The organism is Homoserinimonas aerilata (assembly GCF_006716125.1).
GTDB classification, from domain to species: domain Bacteria; phylum Actinomycetota; class Actinomycetes; order Actinomycetales; family Microbacteriaceae; genus Homoserinimonas; species Homoserinimonas aerilata.
Map to the genome: position 1 here is coordinate 1,802,037 of NZ_VFOM01000001.1, position 20,929 is coordinate 1,822,965.

Genomic DNA, 20,929 nt, shown 5'->3' on the forward strand with positions numbered 1-20,929 from the left:
GACATACAGAGCTACGGCCGTAAGGGCATACGGAAGAGAGAGTCCTTCATAATTCTCGCCATTACAATTGTCCCAACAGATCTGATGCTCGAAAGGTCGTTCATTCCACATGCACATTGCGCAGAGCGCACAAGTTGCCGAATCCGCTTCCATTGCCGACAGCTGTAAGATTTGGGACTTAGCTCAGGTTCGCGAGCTCGCTGATCTCGGTTCCAATTGCATCATTGGGCGCGGTGCCTACATCGGATCCGGTGTCACGGTCGGAGCGAACTCGAAAATCCAAAACGACGCTCTCATCTACGAGCCGGCGATTCTGGGGCACGGAGTCTTCATCGGCCCTGCGGTAGTCCTCACCAATGACACCTATCCGCGAGCGATCAATCCCGATGGCTCCCAGAAATCAGCAACGGACTGGACACCAACCGGGGTGACCATCGGCGACGGTGCCGCAATCGGTGCGCGAGCTGTCTGTGTGGCACCTGTCCGTATCGGACGATGGGCGACTGTGGCAGCCGGCTCGGTAGTGACGAAGGACGTCTCTGATTTCGCCTTAGTGGCAGGGGTGCCTGCTCGTCGGATTGGGTGGGTCGGCAAGGCTGGCCATCCCCTCACTCAAGTCGACGATGTCTGGGTATGTCCGCAGACGGGCGAAAAGTATCAAGAAAGTGAAAACGGCCTGACGGAGGCATACGAATGAGTAACGAGTTCATCCCAGCGGCCCGACCCATCATTGGCGAGGACGAACGACGCGCCGTTGATGCGGTTCTACAGTCAGGCCAACTCGCGCAGGGAACAGAAGTAGCTGCATTCGAGGAGGAGTTCTCGAAGGTTCTGCTTGACGAGCGAGCAGCGGTGGCCGTCAACTCGGGCACCACCGGCCTTCACCTTGGCCTTCTCGCCGCTGGTATTGGCCCCGGTGATGAAGTGATCGTTCCTTCGTTTACCTTTGCCGCCACCGCCAACTCGGTTGCACTTACGGGCGCGACGCCAGTCTTCGCCGACATCGAACCCGATTATTTCTGCCTCAGCGCTGAATCGGTCAAGAGTGTCATCACAGAGCGCACTGCAGCAATCATGCCGGTGCATCTCTACGGGCACCCGGCGAACATGGATCAGCTGCAACAGATTGCCGATGATCGCGGACTTCAGCTCTTCGAGGATGCCGCCCAAGCCCACGGCGCAAGCATCAATGGACGCCGCGTGGGAACCTTCGGGGCATTCGCGATGTTCAGCCTCTACCCGACTAAGAACATGACGTCGGGCGAGGGCGGCATGGTGAGTACAGGTTCGCCCGAGATCGAGCGACAGCTGCGACTACTGCGCAACCAGGGCATGGAGAAGCAGTACGAGAACGAGATCGTCGGCTTCAACGCGCGCATGACCAACCTGCACGCTGCGATTGGTCGCGTACAGCTAACCAAGATCTGGCGTTGGACCAAACAGCGTCAAGACAATGCAGCTTTTCTTTCGAAGAACCTCACCAACGCAGTGGTGCCAAAGGTCGCCGATGGAGTGGAGCACGTCTACCACCAGTACACGGTCAGAATCACCGATGACCGTGACGGGGTAGCGGCCGCGCTTCGCGATGAATTCCAGATCGGCTCCGGCGTCTACTACCCGATCCCAAACCATCGGCTACCTTCGTTTAGCCGCGCGGAAGACCTGCCGGTCACTGAAGCGGCCTCTAAGGAAGTCATTTCCCTGCCCGTGCATCCGTCCCTCAGCCAAGACGATCTGGAGCGAATTGTGACTGCCATGAACAAGCTGACTGGGGCTGGCGCATAATGGGTGACCTGCGGGCGGGGCTTGTCGGCCTGGGCATGATGGGACGGCACCACGCTCGAGTCTTACGCGAAATTGACGGGGTCCGGCTGGTCGCTGTTGCTGATGCGATGGGCGATCCCCACAACGTCGCAGGCTCGACTCCGCTATGCAATTCGGTCGAGGAATTGCTCGGACACAACTTGGACATGGTTGTCGTCGCAGTCCCGACAATCTTCCATGAAGCGGTCGGACTGAAGTTCGCCGAAGCCGGCGTACACGCGCTTATCGAAAAGCCTCTAGCCAACACCTTGGATGAGGGTCTCAACTTGGTCGACGCATTCGAGTCTCGTGGCCTTGTGGGTGCTGTCGGGCACATCGAGCGCTTCAACCCATCTCTGCAGAACATGCGTGAACGCATCGAGGCTGGCGAATTGGGTGACGTCTATCAGATCGCCACACGGAGACAGGGGCCCTTCCCCTCGCGCATCGCCGATGTCGGGGTTGTCAAGGATCTCGGAACCCACGACATCGATTCGACGTCGTGGCTTGCGCAGAGCCCCTACGAGTCCGTCTACGCCCAGACCGCGCTAAAGAGCGGTCGCCCCCACGAGGACCTCGTGGTGGCGACCGGCCGACTCTCCAACAAGATAGTCACCAGCCACCTTGTGAACTGGTTATCCCCCCTCAAAGAACGGGTGACCATCGCCACGGGCGAAAAAGGGTCGCTTGTGGCAGACACCATTTCGGCGGATCTCACGTTCTATGAGAATGGCGTCCTTGAGACCGCTTGGGATTCAATCGCAGCCTTTCGCGGCATGTCAGAGGGTCGCATCATTCGGTATGCCCTCACTAAGCGTGAGCCGCTCAGAGTTGAGCACGAAGCTTTCAGAGACGCGATCCTCGGAATCCGCCAGGACATCGTGACCATGCGCGAAGGGCTCGAAACACTCCGTGTTGCGGAGGCGATTCTTGAGTCCTCTCGTACTGGCAACTCTGTAAAGCTATAGACCGGCTCTCCACCTCACCCCATTTTCAACTAGCAAAGGTTCTTTTGTGAAGATCGCAGTCATCGCTCTCGGCAAGATCGGCCTCCCGCTCGCCGTTCAGTTCGCAAGCAAGGGGCATGAGGTCATCGGCGTTGACGTTAATGAGGCGGTAGTTGATCTAATTAACCGTGGAATCGAGCCGTTCCCGGGAGAAGCCCACCTTGCAGAGAAACTGGCTGAGCTTGTACCGTCGGGCGCCCTTCGCGCAACAACGAACTATGCGGACGCCATCCCAGAAGCAGATGTCGTGGTGCTTGTCGTACCGCTCTTTGTCGATCAAGATGCGAAGCCTGATTTCGCATGGATGGACGCGGCTACGGATTCTTTGGCCGCCCACCTGACACCCGGGACTCTTGTTTCGTACGAGACGACACTTCCCGTTGGCACGACCCGCGATCGGTGGAAGCCACAACTTGAGGCTGGTAGTGGTCTCTTCGAAGGCGTCGATTTCCATCTAGTCTTCTCACCTGAACGCGTACTCACCGGGCGCGTCTTTGAGGATCTCCGCAAGTACCCCAAACTCATCGGCGGGCTTTCCAAAACAGGTGCCGCACTGGCGCGGGACTTTTACGAGCAGGTGCTTGATTTTGATGAGCGACCTGACCTCGCGCGGGAAAACGGAGTTTGGGATCTCGGAACGGCTGAGGCTGCCGAATTGGCAAAGCTTGCCGAGACAACCTATCGTGACGTGAATATTGGACTCGCCAATGAATTCGCACGTTTCTCCGATAAGGCAGGAATCGATGTCTACCAAGTCATCGAGGCCTGCAACTCTCAGCCATTCAGTCATATTCATCGGCCGGGAATCGCCGTTGGCGGCCACTGCATCCCGGTCTACCCGCGCCTCTACCTCTGGAACGACCCAGAGGCGACGATTGTGCGTGCTGCGAGGGCTCGCAACGCAGACATGCCCAACTATGCTGTTCAGCTGCTGGAGGGCGCTTATGGCGCTCTCACCGGCGCACGCGTGACGGTACTGGGAGCTGCGTACCGAGGTGGCGTAAAAGAAACAGCGTTCTCTGGCGTATTCGATACCGTATCGGCGCTTATCACTGCCGGCGCGACTGTCCAGGTTCATGACCCGATGTATACCGCCGAAGAGCTCATAGCATTGGGCTTTATCCCGTTTGCCGAAGGTGCCAAGTCAGACGCCGTCATTGTGCAGGCTGACCATACTGAATATCTCGGTTGGGGAGAAGCTGAGCTACCCGGGGTCAAGGTGATTCTAGACGGTCGACGAGTTCTCCAATCGGATTCGTGGCCATCAGCGACCTACATTGCAATTGGCCAGGGCCAACGGAGTTAGTCGCAGATGCAGACCCCTCCGGCCGAAGGGCTTTGATCGCTGCCTGTCCTCGCCTTACGGGTCACCCGCCTCAGCGATAATTTTCAGGCGCTTCGAAGTGCATCCTTTTCGACGGGTCAATCGCAACAGACAACTGGACCAAAAGTATGCTGAACGCCAGACCAGTTACCTTCCCATGCCCTACCGCCGGGGATTGAATGGCTACCATGAGAATAAGTTGAGAGCAAAGAGTGAGCCCCAGAATATGAGAATCCTTGTGACGGGGGGTTCTGGTCGACTGGGCCGAAACCTTCAAGCATCAGTGCGCCGCGATTCAACGACGACGTGGGATTTCGTTGCAAATGCGCGAGGATCGTCACGAAGCGGGCCAGGGTTTCTGGATGTAACCGACGAGACCGCAGTGCATGACCATATCGCGGCAACGCGGCCCGACGTTGTGGTGCATTTAGCCTCCCTTGCAGGCCCAGTTTGCAATGACGATCGCGACCGGACTTTTGCCGTCAATACCGACGCAGTTCGAAACCTTGCAGAGGCCACATCTGCACTCGGTGTAGGCCGCCTAATATTCGCATCAACTGGTGCCGTCTACGGAGACAAGTACTCTGTGCCTGCGAGCGAGCATGCCGCTATCAGCCTCAACTCTTGGTATGCGGAGTCGAAGTATCAGGCCGAGCAAGCGATTTCCGAAATCACGGCTAACGCACCCCAACTGAGCGCGATCGTGCTGCGGATCTTCAATATCTACGGTTGGGGGTTCGACCAGTCCTTAGTTTCGCGTCTATGGGACTCACAGTCGGTTCCGGTCGTACTAAAAGGGATGGACAATTTTTCGCGGGACTATACACATGTCTCCTCGGCCACGGATGCGATTCTGGCAGCGACTACCGTGACGGTCACCGACCCGACTACCACCCTGAACGTTGGAAGCGGAGTTGCCTTATCCAACCGGGATTTGACACAGTTGCTCGGCGCAAATCGACCCCTTCATTTCACGGTTGAAGACGGCGAATACAGCTACAGCTGCGCAAATATCGACGCCGCGAAGCGGATACTCGGCCTGTCTCCTCTCGCTCCAACGGCAGTGTCACTTGCGCAGGCTCTGCGATAGGCACCGGGTCACGCGCTCTTCGATGCCAGAAGGACTCTCGTGTAGAAATCAGTGACACGAGACACGTTTGCTGCTCTATTGAAAGGAGCCGGCAGGACAGTTTGCTCGGCCGTGACAGACACAGCTTCTAAAGCACGCCTGATCCCAGACGCAATCGCTGTCGTATCCCCGGCATTGATGAGGTCTATTGCCAGCCCTTGCGACTGGAGTTCCCGCAGCTCTGCAAGGTCACCGGCGACCACTCGGGCGCCGGAGGCCAAAGCCTCAAGCACGGTGAGTGGGGTGCCGTCCCAAAAGGTTGGGGATACGACGACGTCCGCGCTCCTCATGAGCTCCGCCATCTCCTTGCGGCTCAAGTTGCCTGTGAGCGTGAGCCGGGCTACAGCATCGCGACCGAACTCACTCTCCATATCGGCTTGAATCGAAGCCAGTCCAACCCCTATGAATCGAGTGTTTGGGAGCGATTGCAGAGAAATAGCTGCCGCGACAAAGCCCCGAAAATTGCTGTTTGGCGTGGCCCGGCGCGGATAAACAACCGTTCTCATCGGCCCCCGCTGCTCGACGAAGAAAAGCTCCAGATCTACTCCGAAATTTCCCGCCGCGTAGAGAGCGGGTACGCGAGCGTCGAGGCCATATTGCCCCGCCCGAAGGAGGTCTTCGTGGGCATCGTACTGATATCCCGATGCCCGGTGGAGCCGCCTACGTATCCATCTGGCGAGAAGTGGATCACTCGATGCTTGGGGCACAAAGTCGGAACCCCAAGTCGACAGAACGACCGGAATGTCATTGTGAACGTCGAGTGCGGTGACTCCCTCGTAGGGTATTCGCAGTGCATGCACAATGTCCGGCTTTTCCAGCTCACAGAGCCGTTCGAGCCTGGAACGTAGTGCTCGAGAGCGCAACAGGTGGACGATCGAATGGAAAACTTGAGATCTCGCAAGCCAACTGAGGGTCCGCTTAAACTTTGTGACCGCGCTTTGACCTCCATCCTTCACCGCACTGCCTTTGACGGTTGCGCGTGAATCCACGAACCGCTGCCGAAGCCTGCTCACGACGTCTTCCGGATTCAACGCTTCATAGTCGCTGACTGTTTCGCTGCTCACTGCGATGACGTCGATGCCCGCACTTATCAAACCTTGATGCCATCCACGGGCGTGGGGACTCCTGAAGTCCCCATAAAGTAATACCTTCACGTAACGAGTCTTTCACGACGATGATTGAAAGCACCTCAGTCTCTCGCCCCGCATGTTGGGACTATTCCGGCAACCACGAGTCTGCTCGCTGCGGCGAAATAGACACGGACGGCAGCCCCTGCCGAGGAGGCAGGAGGGTAGGTTCTCACGGGGATCGGCCACCAACGTACCTGCTTTATGATGAGCTAGCAGGGATTGGATGGGCGCCTGATCACGGTCATTGCGCTGGGGGAGGCCCATGGCGAATGCATATGAGGCAGCTCGACACAATTTGCCGTTAGGCGCAAAGGCCGAGGTGGACTAGGAATGATTCAGTGAGCGGCCCAGATAGTCATCTGGAGAACTCTGACGACTCGGAAGACTCGCCGACGCTAACGGAGCCGTGGTGGCATGCGCCGCTGCGCCGCTCCGATGGGTTATCCCGCCGGTGGCTTGCAAGCACCGCTTTGACGGCAGTGGCGATCTGTACGGCTTTCGTGATTGTCTTCAAATTTCAGATTGCACCCACATTTTCCTACGGCGGCATCGTCTACCGGGAACCCAACTACATCTTTCTCGGTCTTTCGTTCGCGCTTGTTTGGGCACTCCTATTAATTCTGGGCCCAGGCTCGCTACGTGGATCGCGGATTCTCACAGCCATACTGGTGTATCTCCTTGGAATTCCTGCCCTGATCATCCCGAACATCATTGACATCGAGGACAGAACCACTTCGTTCGGATTGGTCTTCTTCTTTTTCTGCTGCTTCGCTGCGATTATTCTTGGCGTCAGGGTGATTCCGCGATTTAACCTGCCAAAGATACGCACCCCCGAATGGTCCATCGTCGGTCTCCTGCTTGTATTCACAGTCGCCACTTTCTCACTGTTGCAGTATTACGTCGGGGTGAGCTGGTGGGCTAACAGCGTCACGGACATTTACGATGACCGTGCCGGTTACTCGGAAATGATTCGCAATGCCCCCGAGTACATGGGGTATCTGATTGCCATTCAGACGAAGGTCATCGGGCCAGTTCTGCTATTGATCGGGTTGGCCTCTCGGCGTTGGCGCCCACTCATTGCCATCGCCGTATTGAGTCAGTACCTTATTTTTGCGACAACGCTTGCCAAGCAGTCACTATTTTCCATCTTTGCCATTGTCGCCGCGTACCTGATATTTCGATTAGTACGGAATGCAGATCAGCGGGTAATCGCATTTGTGGTTCTTCTAATGACTATCGCCACCAGTGTGATCGACTGGGCGCGAGGGCGCGTGTACTTCACCGAAATCGTCATCGATCGCTTCTTCTTCTGGCCTGGGTTCTTGCCCATGCAATATCACAAGACGTTTGAGTCAAGACCCTTCAACTTTTGGAGTGATTCCGTTCTCCAGGGCTTCGTACCTGATCAAAGCCCGGGTGAGGTTGCCGAGTTGCTCGTGGGTCACGGACTTACGGGAAATGATGGAGTCTTTGCAAACGCATCTTTCCTGGGCAATGGCTATGCAAACATGGGGCTTGCAGGCATTCTTGTCGAGGCTGCAGTACTTGTCGCGATTCTGTACGGAGTCGGCCTCGCAGCCCAACGTTTCCCGTTGTGGGTCACGGCCCCGCTGATGGTAATGCCAGCGGTGGCGCTGAGCAACGGAAGCCCATTCACCGCGATTCTTTCGGGCGGAATACTCCCGCTCATCGTTTTGATGTGGCTTAGCCCGACGGAGCTTTTAGCTGGCGACGACTATCGGAAGAAGCCTGGTCCATCCGGAGGGTCAGAGCGAAGCCGAAAGCGCATCACGATAGTCACTGGATATTTCGATGAGTTTTCTGGCTACTACGAAGTTTCGCTAGCGCGCGAACTTAGCAAGCACTTCGATGTAACGGTCGTCACGGGAAACCGGGTCGCGCCCATCTTCGACACCGAAACGCTTCGGTTACTTGACCAAGATTCGTACTACCGGGTTGGAAGGTCAGGCACCCAAGAGCTCGCAATCATTCGACTGCCTTACATTAAATTTGGTTCTCTTCTTCTCCCGCGAGGACTAATTCGTACGTTGCGAGCCGAAACCTCCCAGGCTGTGTTCATCATGGGAGTTGGTCAGGGATTCTCCATGCCCGCCGCGCTGTTCTCCCGTCTGGGCGTCAGGGTTTCAATTTTCGGTGATAACAGGGCGCAGTGGGCAGGAGTACCGGCAGCCGTTAGGCCTCTTAAGTGGGTGGCATTTTCGCTGACTAAGGGGGTTATGTATTGGTTGGTGATGCAGAGATCTAACCTCTTGTACGGAGTCACCCCTAACACACTCACTCGGCTCGAGCCCTTTTCTACCGGAAGCGAAATGAGGCTCCTGCCGCTCCCCGTTGATCCCGAGGTATTCCGTTACAACCGCACCTCCCGTACTCGAGTTCGGGATCGTTACGACTTGTCCGGCATGGTCATCGGTGTTGTCGGAAAGGTATCGCGGGAGAAACAGATCGAACGTGTCATTGAAGGGTTCGCGGAGATCGCTGAGCGGCGTCCTGCTTCGCGTCTAGTCATCGCCGGTTTAGGAACCGACACCTACTCCCAGGACCTGCGTAAGCGGGTTGAAGACGATCCTGTCCTTTCAAAACGTGTTGTGCTGCTCGGCTTCCTGAAATCGGCCGAACTTTCTGAATTGTTATCCGGAATCGATGTATGTGTCTGGCCGGTGCAACCGGCGATTACCATCCAACAGTCGCTTGTCATGGGGTGTCGCGTAGTGGTCCCGGACAATGACCTCGTCGGTTTTTTGGCAAACCGGGGCGAGTTTGGTACGACATTTGCACCTGACGACTGGTCGGCGCTCAGTGCAGCGATGGCCGAGGAAGCAGATCATGCCCCAAACGATCGAGAACGCGAGACGCGTATTACTCGCACGCAAACCCTTACGACTCCGGTTGTGATCAGAGAGTTGGTTCGTGATATCGACAAAACAGTAGCGGGCGAGAGGGAATTGCGATGATTTATGCGAAGCCGAGAGAGGGAGGCACCTGTCAGGTTTACCTGCATGTGATCGAAGGTGCGTTCGGTCTCGAGCGATACCGCCCAAGTGAACGATATTGAAGTTCGTGAGCACACCGCATGATTAGGCAAGTGATCGGCCGCGTCGGGGTACGCGGTGTGGCAGTCGCGATGCAGGCAGTGTGTATGGTTCTTATTGCTCGCCAGCAAGGCCCCGCTGTTTTTGGCTTATACGCAATCGGCATCGCGGCCGGCGCAATTTCTGGCACCATTCTCGGATTGGGGTCGTCGTCCCGAGCGCTTCGCATTTTGCGTGAACGTGAGCCCGTAGTCATGGCAAGTTCGCTGGCACTAGTCCGGTTGGTGGGATCTGCATTTTCATGGCTAGTCGTGGCCTGCATTTTATTGGGCCTCGGCGCACCGTGGCCGATCGCGCTCGCTGTCGGACTCATCGCGGCCACTGATCAGGTCTGCGAAGTTGAGCAGGCGACTCGCGCTGGTTTCCTCGAACAGGCTTCATCAACCTACGTCATTTTAATCCAGCGGTTATTGCCCTTCATTGCCGTTTGTATTGGGTGGTATTTTCAAGGCAACGTAATCGTCTGGTACGCGGCTGCAGCTTTGCTGGTGATGATACTGGTTCTGGTCAAGCCGATACGTCGATTTGATGGCCGCTTAGACCTCCCAGACGCTTTACGTGGGTCACTCGGATACTGGATCGCTTCGCTCTCTCAAGCACTTCAACAATTTGATGTGCCGGTTGTTCGGTTGGTTGTCGGTGAGGTTGGTGTCGGGCTTTACAGCGCCGCAAATAGGCTCGTTGGCCCCCTCGGGATCCTTGTCAATTCAGTAGTCGTTGTTGTCGCCCCCAAGCTGGGTACGATTCAAGACGCTAGGCATCGCCTTAAGGCATTCCTGCGCCTCACAATGTGGGTGGCCGCTTTCGGTGTGGTCATCGCTATCGCATCGCCACTAGTAGCTGAGATCGCCATTTGGCTGCTTGGGCCGGAATATTCGGCAGCACGCCCACTGCTCATCGGTATAACGATAGCTGCTGCAGTAAGTGTGCCGAGTCAGGTACTTCAGTCCTACCTCTATTTTGAAAAACGACCGGGATCCGTCGCACGGGTGGGGTATTTTTCAGTAGGGAGCGGTCTCATTGCTCTGGCTGTATCAGGCACTCTTCTCGGCACTTCGTGGCTGTGGCTAGGTCCCTTCACGATGTATATCCTGATGACGACTTTGCTGATTTACGTGGTGATGCGTGGGCGCGAGAGACACCGGCCGACACTATGACTTTACGTTCGTAGCATTTGGGCCTCGCCGACATCTATACGAACTTGCCAGGTCAAGGGGCGATAAAACTCACAACTAGCCCCGACGAATCCCGCGGCGCACATGATGTGTGGCGGCTGTCGAGCGGATGAAGCTGACGGCGCGACGCGACGCATCCGCGATCTGGTAGTCAGCGGGCACGGCTGCCGGGCCATCCTCCTCGAACTGCTGGAGAGTGATCGCGGCAGCCCCCAACACACTCTCCGCCTCGACGCCGCAGGTGATAGTCACCCCAGTGTCGATCGCCTCGGGGCGCTCAATCGCGTCACGGAGTGACACTGCGGGAAATCCAAGAAGCGAAGACTCTTCGCTTATCGTTCCGCTGTCGGAGAGTACGAGTTTGGCCGCCTGCTGAAGGCGAACATAGTCGTTGAACCCGAACGGCGGGTGGAAGATCATCCGGCTCTTCAACTCATCCGACTGGCCCTCTAGCTGCTTACGGGTGCGAGGGTGCGTCGACACCAGAACAGGAAGGCCATACTTGTCCGCGAGTTGTCCAAGCGACTCGAGAGCAGAAGCAAGCCGCTTCGGGTTGTCGACGTTTTCCTCTCGGTGCAGGCTGACAAGAAAGTAACCTCGCTCATCGAGACCCTGATCCGCAAGGATCGTGCTCGACGCGATCGCGGCGGCATTAGCCTCAAGAACTTCGCGCATCGGCGAGCCGGTCAACAGTATGCGAGACGGGTGAATGCCCTCCCCCAACAGATTGCGGCGAGCATGCTCCGTGTAGACGAGATTGTAATCGGACACATGGTCAACGAGGCGCCGGTTGGTCTCTTCGGGCACGTTCTCGTCGAAGGAGCGGTTGCCTGCCTCCATGTGATAGACGGGAATCTTCATTCTCTTCGCCATCACCGCAGAGATACAGCTGTTCGTGTCGCCAAGGACCACAACAGCATCAGGCCGTTCCTCGAGAAGCACACGTTCCACCCCGACAAGCACCGAACCGAGAACCGCGCCAAGCGACGAGGTTTCGGCGTTGAGAAAATGGTCGGGACGGCGTAGACCGAGGTCTTCAAAGAAGACCTCGTTCAGTTCATAGTCGTAGTTCTGACCGGTGTGCACCAGCACGTGATCGGTGTACTTGTCGAGCCTCTTGATGGTCGCGGCGAGCCTGATGATCTCTGGGCGAGTGCCGACGACGGTCACTACTTTCAAACGGTCATTCATGCCTAAACTGCCTCTGCAATCGTGTCGGGAGCCTCTGGGTCGAAAATGTCATTGGACCAGAATGATGTGTAAAGCACATCGGAGCCGGTGTTGGTAATCTTGTGCGACCACATCGTGGGCATGTCAACTGCCGCGGGCTCGTCGCCCGTGACGGCGAACTCGAATACCTCGTTGGTGAACAGCTTGCGCAACGAAATGGTGGCCGAGCCAGAGAGAACCGTGAAGCGTTCGATCTTACGGCGGTGGAAGTGGTCCCCCCGGCTTATTCCCGGCACAGTAGTGGAGAACGACGACTGCCCGCACCCACCATGCGACCTGATGACCTCGAAGAACGAGCCCCGTGCGTCGGCATGGCGTGTGAGACGCACAGGCGTCTGCTGCGGGAAAGTGTAGGAACGGTAAGTGTTGAAGAGATCACGGTCGAACTTGTGCGCTACGTCGGGGATCTCCCCCCTGGCGTAGATCTCGGCGAATCTACGCAGACGTGCAAGCAGCCCGCTAACGCTCTCCCGCATCTCCAACTCGAGCTGAGCCTCGGGAGCGACACCGCCCAGCAGGATGTCCGCCGCATCCTGTGCGTGCAGAAGCGTCAATTCCTTGTCGTTCTCCACCGTCGGTGTCTCACCACTCGCCAGCATATGACTGAAGGTCGAGGTGACGGCGTTGTAGAACGGCCGGCCGTGCTCCCCGAAAAGATTTGGCAGCTTCACGTCGTAGAAGGTTGAACCGAGCGATTCTGCAGCAGCCCGAAGAATGTCGGATGCCGCGAACTTGGCATCTGCGTAAACACTCCCGTTGCCCACCTGCGTGGAATTGGCGAAGACCACCACCGGCGGCGGCGCTGCGACTCGGCGTAGCGACTCGGCGACCTGTGTGGCGAAACGCGTGTTTCCTTCACGGACCTCATCATCCGTGCCTCTGTTCACCCCCGCGATGTGCAAGAGCCGGGAGCTCCCATTTATCGCATTTTGTGCGCTGTTGTTATCAAAGTTGCTACCTACCGAAACTGGGCGGCACTCAACGCCAGCCTCGAGCAGTGCAGCGCGCGCGTGGAAGCCGAGGAATCCATTGGCGCCCGTGAGCGCGACGTGGCCCAAGGGTTAGCTCGTTCTCTCGAACGGCAATCCAGCTGCGGCCAACTCGGCCCGAACCTCCGGAAGGGTTAGAAGCAAGTCCTCGACTCCAGTGACGGTCAGACGATCAACCGTGTGGGAGTCGTAGTCGCTGTACTGCGCCTGGGCGACGTTGCCCTCATCGAAATAGGCGCTGTAGTTGAGGTCTCGCTTGTCCGCCTGAATCCTGAAATAGTCGCCCATGTCCTGAGCTCGCGCAAGCTCCTCGCGACTGGCAAGCGCTTCAGAAAGCTTCTCCGCATGCCGCGTGCCGATGACTTCAACACTCGCCTTTGACTGGAAGAGGTTAATCACGGCCTGGGCAAGGTCGCCCACCGTGCACGACTGCGCCTTTCGGATAAAAAGGTCCCCCTGCTCGGCATGTTGAAAAGCGAACTCGACGAGATCGACGGAACTCGCAAGGGACATCATGAACCGCGTCATCTCAGGATTCGTCACCGTGAGGTTCTTGCCGGCCTTGAGCTGGCGGATGAAGAGGGGGATGACGGACCCTCGTGAGTACATGACGTTGCCGTACCGCACGCAAGAGACAGTGGTCGCAGCGTTGGGGTTGTTCAGCCCGTAAGACTGCGCGACCTTCTCCATCATCGCCTTCGAGATGCCCATGGCATTAACCGGGTACACCGCTTTGTCAGTACTCAAACAAACGAGTGATGCGACCCCTGCATTGTCTGCGGCGCGCACAACGTTCTCGCTCCCAAGTACGTTTGTCTTGACGGCCTCAAGCGGAAAGAACTCGCACGAAGGGACCTGCTTGAGCGCGGCCGCATGAAACACATAGTCGACGTCGCGAATAGCGCGTTCCACACTGAGATAGTCACGAATGTCACCAACGTAGAAGCGTAATCGTGGATCAGCAATCTCATGCCTCATGAGATCTTGCTTGGCCTCGTCTCGGCTGAGAATTCGTACCTGCTCGACACCTGTGGTGAGCAGTTTCTCCGCCACAGTGTGGCCGAAAGAGCCAGTTCCGCCCGTGATCAGGACCCTCTTGCCGTGATAGCTTGCGCTATTTGTCTCCATGCATTGATCCTCTCAGTGAACTGACAATCTTTTCAGCAGCGGCAGCAGCGGAGAAGTTCTCTTCGTAGAACTCGCGGCCTCGCCTACCCATCCGCTCGCGGTCACTAGTGCTCAGCCGGGCCATGCGCTCCACTGCGTCAGCGAGCGCTTCCCCATCGCCCGGATCAACCACAAACGCTGCCCCCGATGCCAGCAATGTAGCCGCGCCATCACCCGCTATCGCGCCAATAACGGGGATTTCTGAGGCGAGTATCGATGAAATCTTGCTTGGAGTGGTCAAACGTAAGAATGGCGAATCAGCTAATGAAACCAACTGAGCATCCGATGACGCCATCACTGCAGGCACGTCATCTTTTGCAACTCGACCTCGAAAAACAACATTGTCGAGTTGCCGAATTGCGGCTTCTCTTTCTAGCCGGTCACGCGCGATACCGTCGCCAACAAGCTCGAAGCGAACATGTGGCGCCGAACCCATCAATATCTGAGCGGCGTCAAGCAATGTCTCCAGGCCCTGTACATCGCCGATCGCACCCATATACATCAGGGTGAAGTGGTCTTGGTCAAGCTCCGAGAAGCCTTGCCGGCGTAACTCCGGTGCGGGTACGAATAAGGTTTCATCCGTCGGATTCGGCACGTAGACGATCTTGGCCGGATCCAATCTCGGATTTCGCTCGAGGATCAACTCACGGACACCCTGAGAAATGACCCCGACGACCGTAGCGCGCCGTTCAGCGGCACGTACCATCCGCCTAATCACATTGTCGGCGATCTTGCCCACGGCACCGCCAGGGAACATCCCACTCTCAATCAGAGAATCGGGCCAAACATCCTGCACGTGGAGAAAGTAGGGCACCCCGCCGCCATGACTGTGCCAGCGAAGCGGAAGTCCAATCGTGACCGGCGAGTTATAAACCCACATGGCGTCAACGCCGGCAAGAGCGCCTCTGCTTAGCAACGTGGCGGACGCAGCAAAACTTGTGTAGTTCGCGATACGACGAATCGCTGAAGAGTTATGGCTTGCGTAGAGAGGAACTCTGGTGAGATCGATGCCATCGACGTTTGACCTGTGGCGAAGCCGCTGTCGAAACCCCGGATAGATCTCACCATTGGGGTAGTTGGGAAAGCCGGTGAGCACGCTCACCTCATGGCCCGCCGCCATGAATTCTCGGGAGAAGACTCCCGGGAGAGCTGCCGGCCCGGTCTCCGGGTCAAACCACTGGGAAAGGACGCCGAGTTTCATTCGAGTTTGTCCTGCCCGTGTTGAAATGCTTCCACCACGAACGAGACGCCCTCAGCCCCGACACGACGAGCCCACGCCGCATCCTGTTCTTGGCCGAACCACATGAGTTCCACACGACGAACGCCCCCCTGAAGCGGCCTGACAATCGTGGCGAGCAGAAAACCTGATGAAACGAAGAAACGGCATAGTGGCTTCGGTAGCATGCGCGGGGCCCGGCCGCCCGCCGCATGAAGCACCTCTGCCGTCGTCATCCCCTCCCAGGGCTGAAGCACAACAGTCGGCACCGACGATATGTGGCTTCCAACGAATCGAATGAAGCTAACGAGTCCATCTACAGAGCTAACGACGGTCGGCCGATCGCCAGGGGCCGCAACAGATGACAATGGCGACCGAGCAAGACGCCGCAGCTGACGCGTCGTCTCCCGCCCCACGCCCTGCACCGAGGTCGCCCTCAACACCACAAGCTCTGGGCTACGACCATCTGAAGCGTCCTCTACTCGCGCGAAGAGCGCCATCTCCCCGAGCGCTTTCGAACGTGAGTACGCGGAGAACGGCCGAAAAGTCGCCGTCTCATCCAGCTGAGGAGTCCGCCCCTGCACGGCTGCAGAACTCAAATGAATCACGCGCATCGCACCAGCCAGGCCCGCGGCGGTCAACAGCACGACGGGGAGAAGAGCATTAGCTCCAAACAGCGGAGCTGCATCCGAAGCATCCGGGGTGGCGAGCCCAGCAGCATTCACCACTACATCGACACCCCTCAGCTGGTCTGCAAGCTCCTTGGTCGCCAATTCAGACTTCTCGGCGAGGGCAAGCAGTTCTGGCACGGACGCGCCTCCCTCAACACGGAGCCTGGGGGCTTTGACCTCGACAACATCCGCCCCCTCTGCTTCGAGCGCGCGGACAACAGCAGACCCGATGAACCCCGAAGCACCGACCACCGCCCAGCGAAGCGGACCATCCATGACCGCATTCCGCGGAAGTTCCGACTCAGGCAAAGCCACGACTTCCGCCGCCTCAGTGCCAACAAGTCGCGGAAGCCCCAAATAAACCAAGGCCACAACGATGACGAGCGCGCCACCGATAAGCCCACCCTGGGGCCCGGCCAGCGAGAGAAGCCCGGCGGCGGCAGCCAGAGCGGAGAATACGGCAACCACGATCGCAACGGGGGCATGCGGCCGCCCCCCACCGGTCAGCTGTTGATACACGTGGCTTCGGTGAGCCTCGTACCACTTCTCACCCCGCAGAACCCGGCGGAGCAGCGTGACTCCCGCGTCGACTAGGTAGATCGAGATCGGGGCGACAAGCGCAAGCAAGGGCACGCCTCGCGCGAACGCGACGGTCATCGTGATGGCGATGCTCGCGCCCAGCAGGTAGCTGCCCACGTCGCCCAAGAACATGCCCGAACGCACAAAGTTCCACGGCAAAAAGCCCACGAATGCGGCTGCGATAACAACGCCCGCCACGGCCAGCCAGACCTCTCCGGTGAATGCGCCTGCCACGGCTAGAGCCCCGCCCACGACCCCGCCGTGCAAACCCGAAATACCGTTGATGCCGTCCATGAAATTGGCGACATTGATATAGCCCGCGATTCCCACAGCAAAGAGGGCAACCCACCACCAGTCCAAGCCGAACAGGCTGGCCGCCGCCAGCGCGCCGCCCAACCCCAGCGCGAGCTGGATGGCCGCGCGAATCGCTACTGGCACGCCCCACACGTCCTCGCACAAGCCCAGAACGCCTGCCGCCAACGATACGAGCAGCACCAGCAGAATCGCCCCGGACTCGACCCTCGGGTCAACGAGCAGCAGCACAACGCCGAAGGTCACTGCGAGTGCCAGCAGCGCGGCCAATCCTGCCCCCCGAAGCGTCGGGGTCGTGTGCGACGAGCGCCCATTCGGCACGTCCATCACACCCACACGACGCAGCAACGGCCTCAAAAGTGGAGGCAGCAGGAGACTCACTACGAGGCAGACACCCGCGCCGACGCCGATGATCACGACTAGCTGCCACCCAAAGTCGCAGGCTCGACTTCAGTGCGACCGTCTTCGACTCGACACCGAGCCTCCCACTCCTGCTGATTCAGCCGCTCAGGCGTGATGACCTTCACCGTAGTGTGCGAGATCTTGGGGTGGATCGGCCGATTGTCCGATTCGTTGTCCCCAACCAGAATCTCGTGCAGCTTCTCGCCGTGGCGCAGGCCCGTATACACGATTGCGATGTCCTTGCCAGACATCTCGATCATGCGTTCCGCGACATCCAGAATGCGAATCGGCTCCCCCATGTCCAGAATCAGCACCTCTGCAGGCCGGCCGATGCCGCCCGCCTGGATGACCAACTGGCACGCCTCAGGGATCGTCATGAAATAGCGCGTCGCATCCGGATGCGTCACGGTCAACGGCCCCCCCGCCTCGATCAACGACGTGAACGTCGGAAGCATCGAACCACGGCTGCCGATCACATTGCCGAAGCGCACCGATACGTAAGCCTTTCCCGTCGTCTCGGCAGCCCAGGCGGTGAGTTTCTCGGCGACACGCTTGGAATGGCCCAACGCGCTCGTCGGGTTCGCTGCCTTGTCGGTCGAAACATTCACGAAGGTATCGACGCCAATGTTCATCGCCGCCTGCAAGACATTGAGCGAACCGATCACATTCGTCTTCCACGCCTCCTCCGGATACTGCTCCAGCATCGGCAGATGCTTCAACGCCGCAGCATGGAAGACCACATCTGGGCGGCGCTCCGCGAAAATCTTGGCCAGGGCATCCGCGTCACGGATATCGGCCAGCACCACATCCTTCGTATCAAGCAGACCATGACCCGAAATGGAGATCTGCGTCGACTGCAGCCCCGTCTCATCACGATCAAGCATGATCAGCTCCGCCGGGCGGAATTTAGTGATCTGCCGGCACAACTCCGAACCGATCGAACCACCAGCGCCCGTCACCAGAACCTTCTTGCCCTGCAGATAACCGGCAATCGACTCCATCTGAGTGTCGACCGGATGCCGGCCGATCAGATCCTCGATCGAGATATCGCGCAGGTCACGCAGACGAGAATGCCCCTCAAGCACCTGAAGCAGAGGAGGCAGAACCTTCACCTTCAACCCTGCGGCATCTGCGGCATCCGAAATAGCTCTGAACACGACCGAATCGGCACGACCGACAGCGATCACCAGCACGGTCGCCCCCGTGCGGGCCGCAACCTCACCGAGGTCGCTGCGGGTGCCCATGACCTTCACCCCATGAAGCCAGACATTGCGCTTCAACGGGTCATCGTCGATCAGACCCACAGGAACATAGGGCGAGTTGCTGTCAGTACGCATGCGCTTCACGATGACGCCGCCGAGATAGCCGACCCCGAACACCAAGGCCTTCTCTGCAGCGGCCGACGGCGTGATCAGCTGTTCAGTGACCAGCCGCTTCAGATAGCGCACCGCACCCATCAGCACGAAAGCGATCGGCAGAGCGAGAAGAACCGTGCTGCGCGGAATCTGCCAATGCACGCCGAACAAAACAACAGGCAGCCCGAGAACCACGCCTCCGGCCACCATCACCCAGACAAGCGCCAGAACCTCGCTGAAACTGCCGTAGGGGTGCCTGCCGCGGTAGAGGTAGACGAACCAGCCGACGACCAGCTGCACGAGAACGGCGGCGACACAGAGCACCGCGATCGGCTCCCAGACCACCTTGCTCACATCGAGGTCATAGCGCAGCACCACGGCGAACACGATCGCCACGACCCAAGCGAAGGCGTCCACAAGGAACTTCGCCCACACGCGCGACATCGGCCCGCCCGCGTACTTGACCTCAGAACCCTTGGCTGACAACTCCGGCTCGGTTACTGCCACGAGAGAGTACTCGCCTTCCTGTATTTCATCGCACGTCGACGGTGAATTCAATAAAAAACGAACTGACCATCCGGTGACTGCCCGACGTCATGCATCCAGCATCCCGCAATGTCAGCCCGACCCCTCTAACGACATGGTTCCGCCGAAAAACAAAGGTGTGCGGTAATCAGTTTGCCACAGAAGACACGGGCGACGGTTTGATGCGTGTCACAAACGCGAGACTCGTATATTGGATTGTGTGACCTCGCCGCGCCAACGGCGGGCTCAGCCAGCATGAACACTCCCCAATTGGACCCGCCCGCGGCTGTACCCGCCCACAGCCACAGCCGCACTCAACGAAACGATAACGTTAGGCGATGACCCACGCCGCCGCCGCCAAAGAGGCCTACACCGCGTTCTTCAGCAGCCCGCGGCTCGCCTCCGCGCTGGCGACGGCATCCGTCGGCCTCGGCGTCTTCGCATTCGCACTTCACCGCACCATGGGCTGGCCCGCGCTGCACGCCATGCTCGGCCTGCTCGCACTACTCAGCCTGCTGTCGCTCTGGGCACGCCGCGAAAGCCTCAACCTCACCGGCCTGGTGCCAATCTCGCTGGCCGTCTTCGTGCTGTGGGCCGCCGCATCCGTCTTCTGGAGCCAATACCAGTGGGCGACACTCGGCAGCCTCGCCTACCTGTTCGGCTTCGGCGTGCTCGGGATGCACGTGGCGCTGCTACGAGACACCATCCAGATCATCCGCGCATTCGCCGACGTGCTGCGGTTCACCTTCATCGTGTCGCTCGCGCTCGAAGTGCTGTCGGGCCTACTCATCGACACACCCATCCGGTTCCTGGGCATCGGCGCGCACCTCGACCAGCTGGGCCCCATCTCCGGCATCATTGGCAACCGCAACGAACTCGGGATGCTCGCCGTCATCGCCGGAATCAGCTTCGTGATCGAATGGCGCACCCGCGCCGTCGAACCCGCATTCGCGGTCGGGTCTCTGGCCTTGGCGGGGGTGACGCTCGTTCTGACGGCGTCTCCCATCGCGTGGGGTACCGCATTCGTCGCGGCCGCAGCGACCGCAGTGCTGTACGGGGTGCGCAAACTGGCGCCACGATACCGGCGGTACTGGCAGCTGGGCACGCTCGCCCTCGCCGCCGTGCTGGCGGTGCTCGCATGGAGCTTCCGCACACCCATCATCACCGCGCTCAACGGAGGCGGCGAACTCGCCTACCGCCTCACCCGGTGGCGCGAAATGCTCGACCTGATCCCGCTGCACCCGCTCGAAGGCTGGGGCTTCATCGGACAATGGAACAACCAACTGCCCCCCTACGTGCTGTTCGTCACCGGCGACATGCGCGAAACCAGCTCAGCACTGAACGCCTACCTCGACGTGTGGTTCCAGCTCGGATTCGTCGGACTGGTCGCCTTCATCGGCGTACTCGGCCTCGCATTCACGCGCTCATGGCTGCTCGCGGCACGACAACGCAGCGTCATGTACACGTGGCCGGCCATCGTACTGGCGGCGCTCATCACCGCCGGCCTGGCCGAAAGCAGCCTGCTGGTCGAATTCGGATGGCTCACCTTCGTGATCTGCTGCGTCAAAGCATCACAGAAACTCAGCTGGCGGAGAGCGTTCGAGCGGCCGCTGGAGCAGGAGCCGCTGGGGTGAGGTGGCGGCGCTCGCCCTGAGGAGCACACTCCGATCGTGCCTTGCTGAAAACGAAGGAGTTCCTCGCCGGAATGACCCCAGAACGTCCGTAATCGGCCACAAACGGGCGATTCTCCTTCGTTTTCAGCAGACCCCGAGTTGCTGCGCGGGCTGGGCTGCTGCGCCGAG

At 58.8% G+C, this 20,929-nt stretch carries 15 protein-coding genes; 8 read left to right on the plus strand and 7 right to left on the minus strand.

The window, feature by feature from the left end:
- Positions 1-109: 109 nt before the first annotated feature.
- The 5 genes from FB562_RS08475 (at position 110) to FB562_RS08495 (ending at position 5,224) form a co-directional block, all read left to right on the plus strand.
- A complete protein-coding gene (locus FB562_RS08475) occupies positions 110-697 on the plus strand; it encodes an acyltransferase (RefSeq protein WP_141880699.1) in 588 nt (195 codons plus the stop codon).
- Entirely contained in the window at positions 694-1,785 is a 1,092-nt protein-coding gene (locus FB562_RS08480; protein ID WP_141880700.1) for a DegT/DnrJ/EryC1/StrS family aminotransferase, read from the plus strand. The genes FB562_RS08475 and FB562_RS08480 overlap by 4 nt, the downstream gene beginning before the upstream one ends.
- Positions 1,785-2,771 carry a Gfo/Idh/MocA family protein gene (locus tag FB562_RS08485; protein ID WP_141880701.1) on the plus strand — a complete coding sequence of 329 codons (987 nt, stop codon included), beginning with the start codon at positions 1,785-1,787 and terminating at the stop codon, positions 2,769-2,771. Before FB562_RS08480 ends, FB562_RS08485 begins: the two co-directional genes overlap by 1 nt.
- A 46-nt stretch (positions 2,772-2,817) precedes the next feature.
- Entirely contained in the window at positions 2,818-4,116 is a 1,299-nt protein-coding gene (locus FB562_RS08490; protein WP_141880702.1) for a nucleotide sugar dehydrogenase, read from the plus strand.
- Between the two features lie 244 nt (positions 4,117-4,360).
- Positions 4,361-5,224, plus strand: a complete 864-nt coding sequence (locus FB562_RS08495; RefSeq protein WP_185740492.1) for an NAD-dependent epimerase/dehydratase family protein — start codon at positions 4,361-4,363, stop codon at positions 5,222-5,224.
- Positions 5,225-5,232: 8 nt separating this feature from the next.
- Here the strand turns inward: FB562_RS08495 and FB562_RS08500 are convergent, their stop codons facing one another.
- Complete coding sequence (locus FB562_RS08500; RefSeq protein ID WP_141880704.1) at positions 5,233-6,417, minus strand: glycosyltransferase family 4 protein; 1,185 nt, start codon at positions 6,415-6,417, stop codon at positions 5,233-5,235.
- A 314-nt stretch (positions 6,418-6,731) separates the two neighbouring features.
- Here FB562_RS08500 and FB562_RS08505 point away from each other — a divergent pair, with 314 nt between their 5' ends.
- Both FB562_RS08505 and FB562_RS08510 read left to right on the plus strand, forming a co-directional pair.
- Positions 6,732-9,368, plus strand: coding sequence for a glycosyltransferase (locus tag FB562_RS08505; RefSeq protein ID WP_141880705.1), 2,637 nt, complete (start codon positions 6,732-6,734; stop codon positions 9,366-9,368).
- A gap of 131 nt (positions 9,369-9,499) precedes the next feature.
- Complete coding sequence (locus FB562_RS08510) at positions 9,500-10,663, plus strand: lipopolysaccharide biosynthesis protein (RefSeq protein ID WP_141880706.1); 1,164 nt, start codon at positions 9,500-9,502, stop codon at positions 10,661-10,663.
- 75 nt (positions 10,664-10,738) lie between these two features.
- On the opposite strand, the gene wecB is transcribed toward FB562_RS08510, so the two are convergent.
- From wecB to FB562_RS08540, 6 genes are read right to left on the minus strand one after another with little or no spacing between them, the layout of a single operon-like run.
- Positions 10,739-11,872: a non-hydrolyzing UDP-N-acetylglucosamine 2-epimerase gene (gene wecB / locus FB562_RS08515; RefSeq protein ID WP_141880707.1), complete on the minus strand. Its 1,134-nt coding sequence runs from the start codon at positions 11,870-11,872 to the stop codon at positions 10,739-10,741.
- Positions 11,873-11,874: 2 nt separating this feature from the next.
- Positions 11,875-12,969 (minus strand): polysaccharide biosynthesis C-terminal domain-containing protein, encoded by a 1,095-nt coding sequence (locus tag FB562_RS08520; protein ID WP_141880708.1) that lies wholly within the window; start codon positions 12,967-12,969, stop codon positions 11,875-11,877.
- Positions 12,970-12,972: 3 nt separating this feature from the next.
- Complete coding sequence (locus FB562_RS08525; protein WP_141880709.1) at positions 12,973-14,028, minus strand: polysaccharide biosynthesis protein; 1,056 nt, start codon at positions 14,026-14,028, stop codon at positions 12,973-12,975.
- Positions 14,015-15,268, minus strand: a complete 1,254-nt coding sequence (locus FB562_RS08530) for a glycosyltransferase family 4 protein (RefSeq protein WP_141880710.1) — start codon at positions 15,266-15,268, stop codon at positions 14,015-14,017. The genes FB562_RS08525 and FB562_RS08530 overlap by 14 nt, the downstream gene beginning before the upstream one ends.
- Entirely contained in the window at positions 15,265-17,262 is a 1,998-nt protein-coding gene (locus FB562_RS08535) for an NAD-dependent epimerase/dehydratase family protein (protein ID WP_141880711.1), read from the minus strand. Before FB562_RS08535 ends, FB562_RS08530 begins: the two co-directional genes overlap by 4 nt.
- 2 nt (positions 17,263-17,264) lie before the next feature.
- Positions 17,265-19,109 (minus strand): polysaccharide biosynthesis protein, encoded by a 1,845-nt coding sequence (locus tag FB562_RS08540; protein WP_342777291.1) that lies wholly within the window; start codon positions 19,107-19,109, stop codon positions 17,265-17,267.
- Positions 19,110-19,465: 356 nt separating this feature from the next.
- On the opposite strand from FB562_RS08540, the gene FB562_RS08545 reads away from it, so the two are divergent.
- Complete coding sequence (locus FB562_RS08545; protein WP_246081403.1) at positions 19,466-20,761, plus strand: O-antigen ligase family protein; 1,296 nt, start codon at positions 19,466-19,468, stop codon at positions 20,759-20,761.
- The last annotated feature ends 168 nt before the right edge of the window (positions 20,762-20,929 follow it).

What these genes read in the sequence shown, in the direction of transcription:
- FB562_RS08475 (WP_141880699.1), top strand. Translation starts at nt 110, where the DNA reads ATGCACATTGCGCAGAGCGCACAAGTTGCCGAATCCGCTTCCATTGCC.
- FB562_RS08480 (WP_141880700.1), top strand. Translation starts at nt 694, where the DNA reads ATGAGTAACGAGTTCATCCCAGCGGCCCGACCCATCATTGGCGAGGAC.
- FB562_RS08485 (WP_141880701.1), top strand. Translation starts at nt 1,785, where the DNA reads ATGGGTGACCTGCGGGCGGGGCTTGTCGGCCTGGGCATGATGGGACGG.
- FB562_RS08495 (WP_185740492.1), top strand. Translation starts at nt 4,361, where the DNA reads ATGAGAATCCTTGTGACGGGGGGTTCTGGTCGACTGGGCCGAAACCTT.
- wecB (WP_141880707.1), bottom strand. Translation starts at nt 11,872, where the DNA reads ATGAATGACCGTTTGAAAGTAGTGACCGTCGTCGGCACTCGCCCAGAG.
- FB562_RS08525 (WP_141880709.1), bottom strand. Translation starts at nt 14,028, where the DNA reads ATGGAGACAAATAGCGCAAGCTATCACGGCAAGAGGGTCCTGATCACG.
- FB562_RS08530 (WP_141880710.1), bottom strand. Translation starts at nt 15,268, where the DNA reads ATGAAACTCGGCGTCCTTTCCCAGTGGTTTGACCCGGAGACCGGGCCG.
- FB562_RS08545 (WP_246081403.1), top strand. Translation starts at nt 19,466, where the DNA reads ATGACCCACGCCGCCGCCGCCAAAGAGGCCTACACCGCGTTCTTCAGC.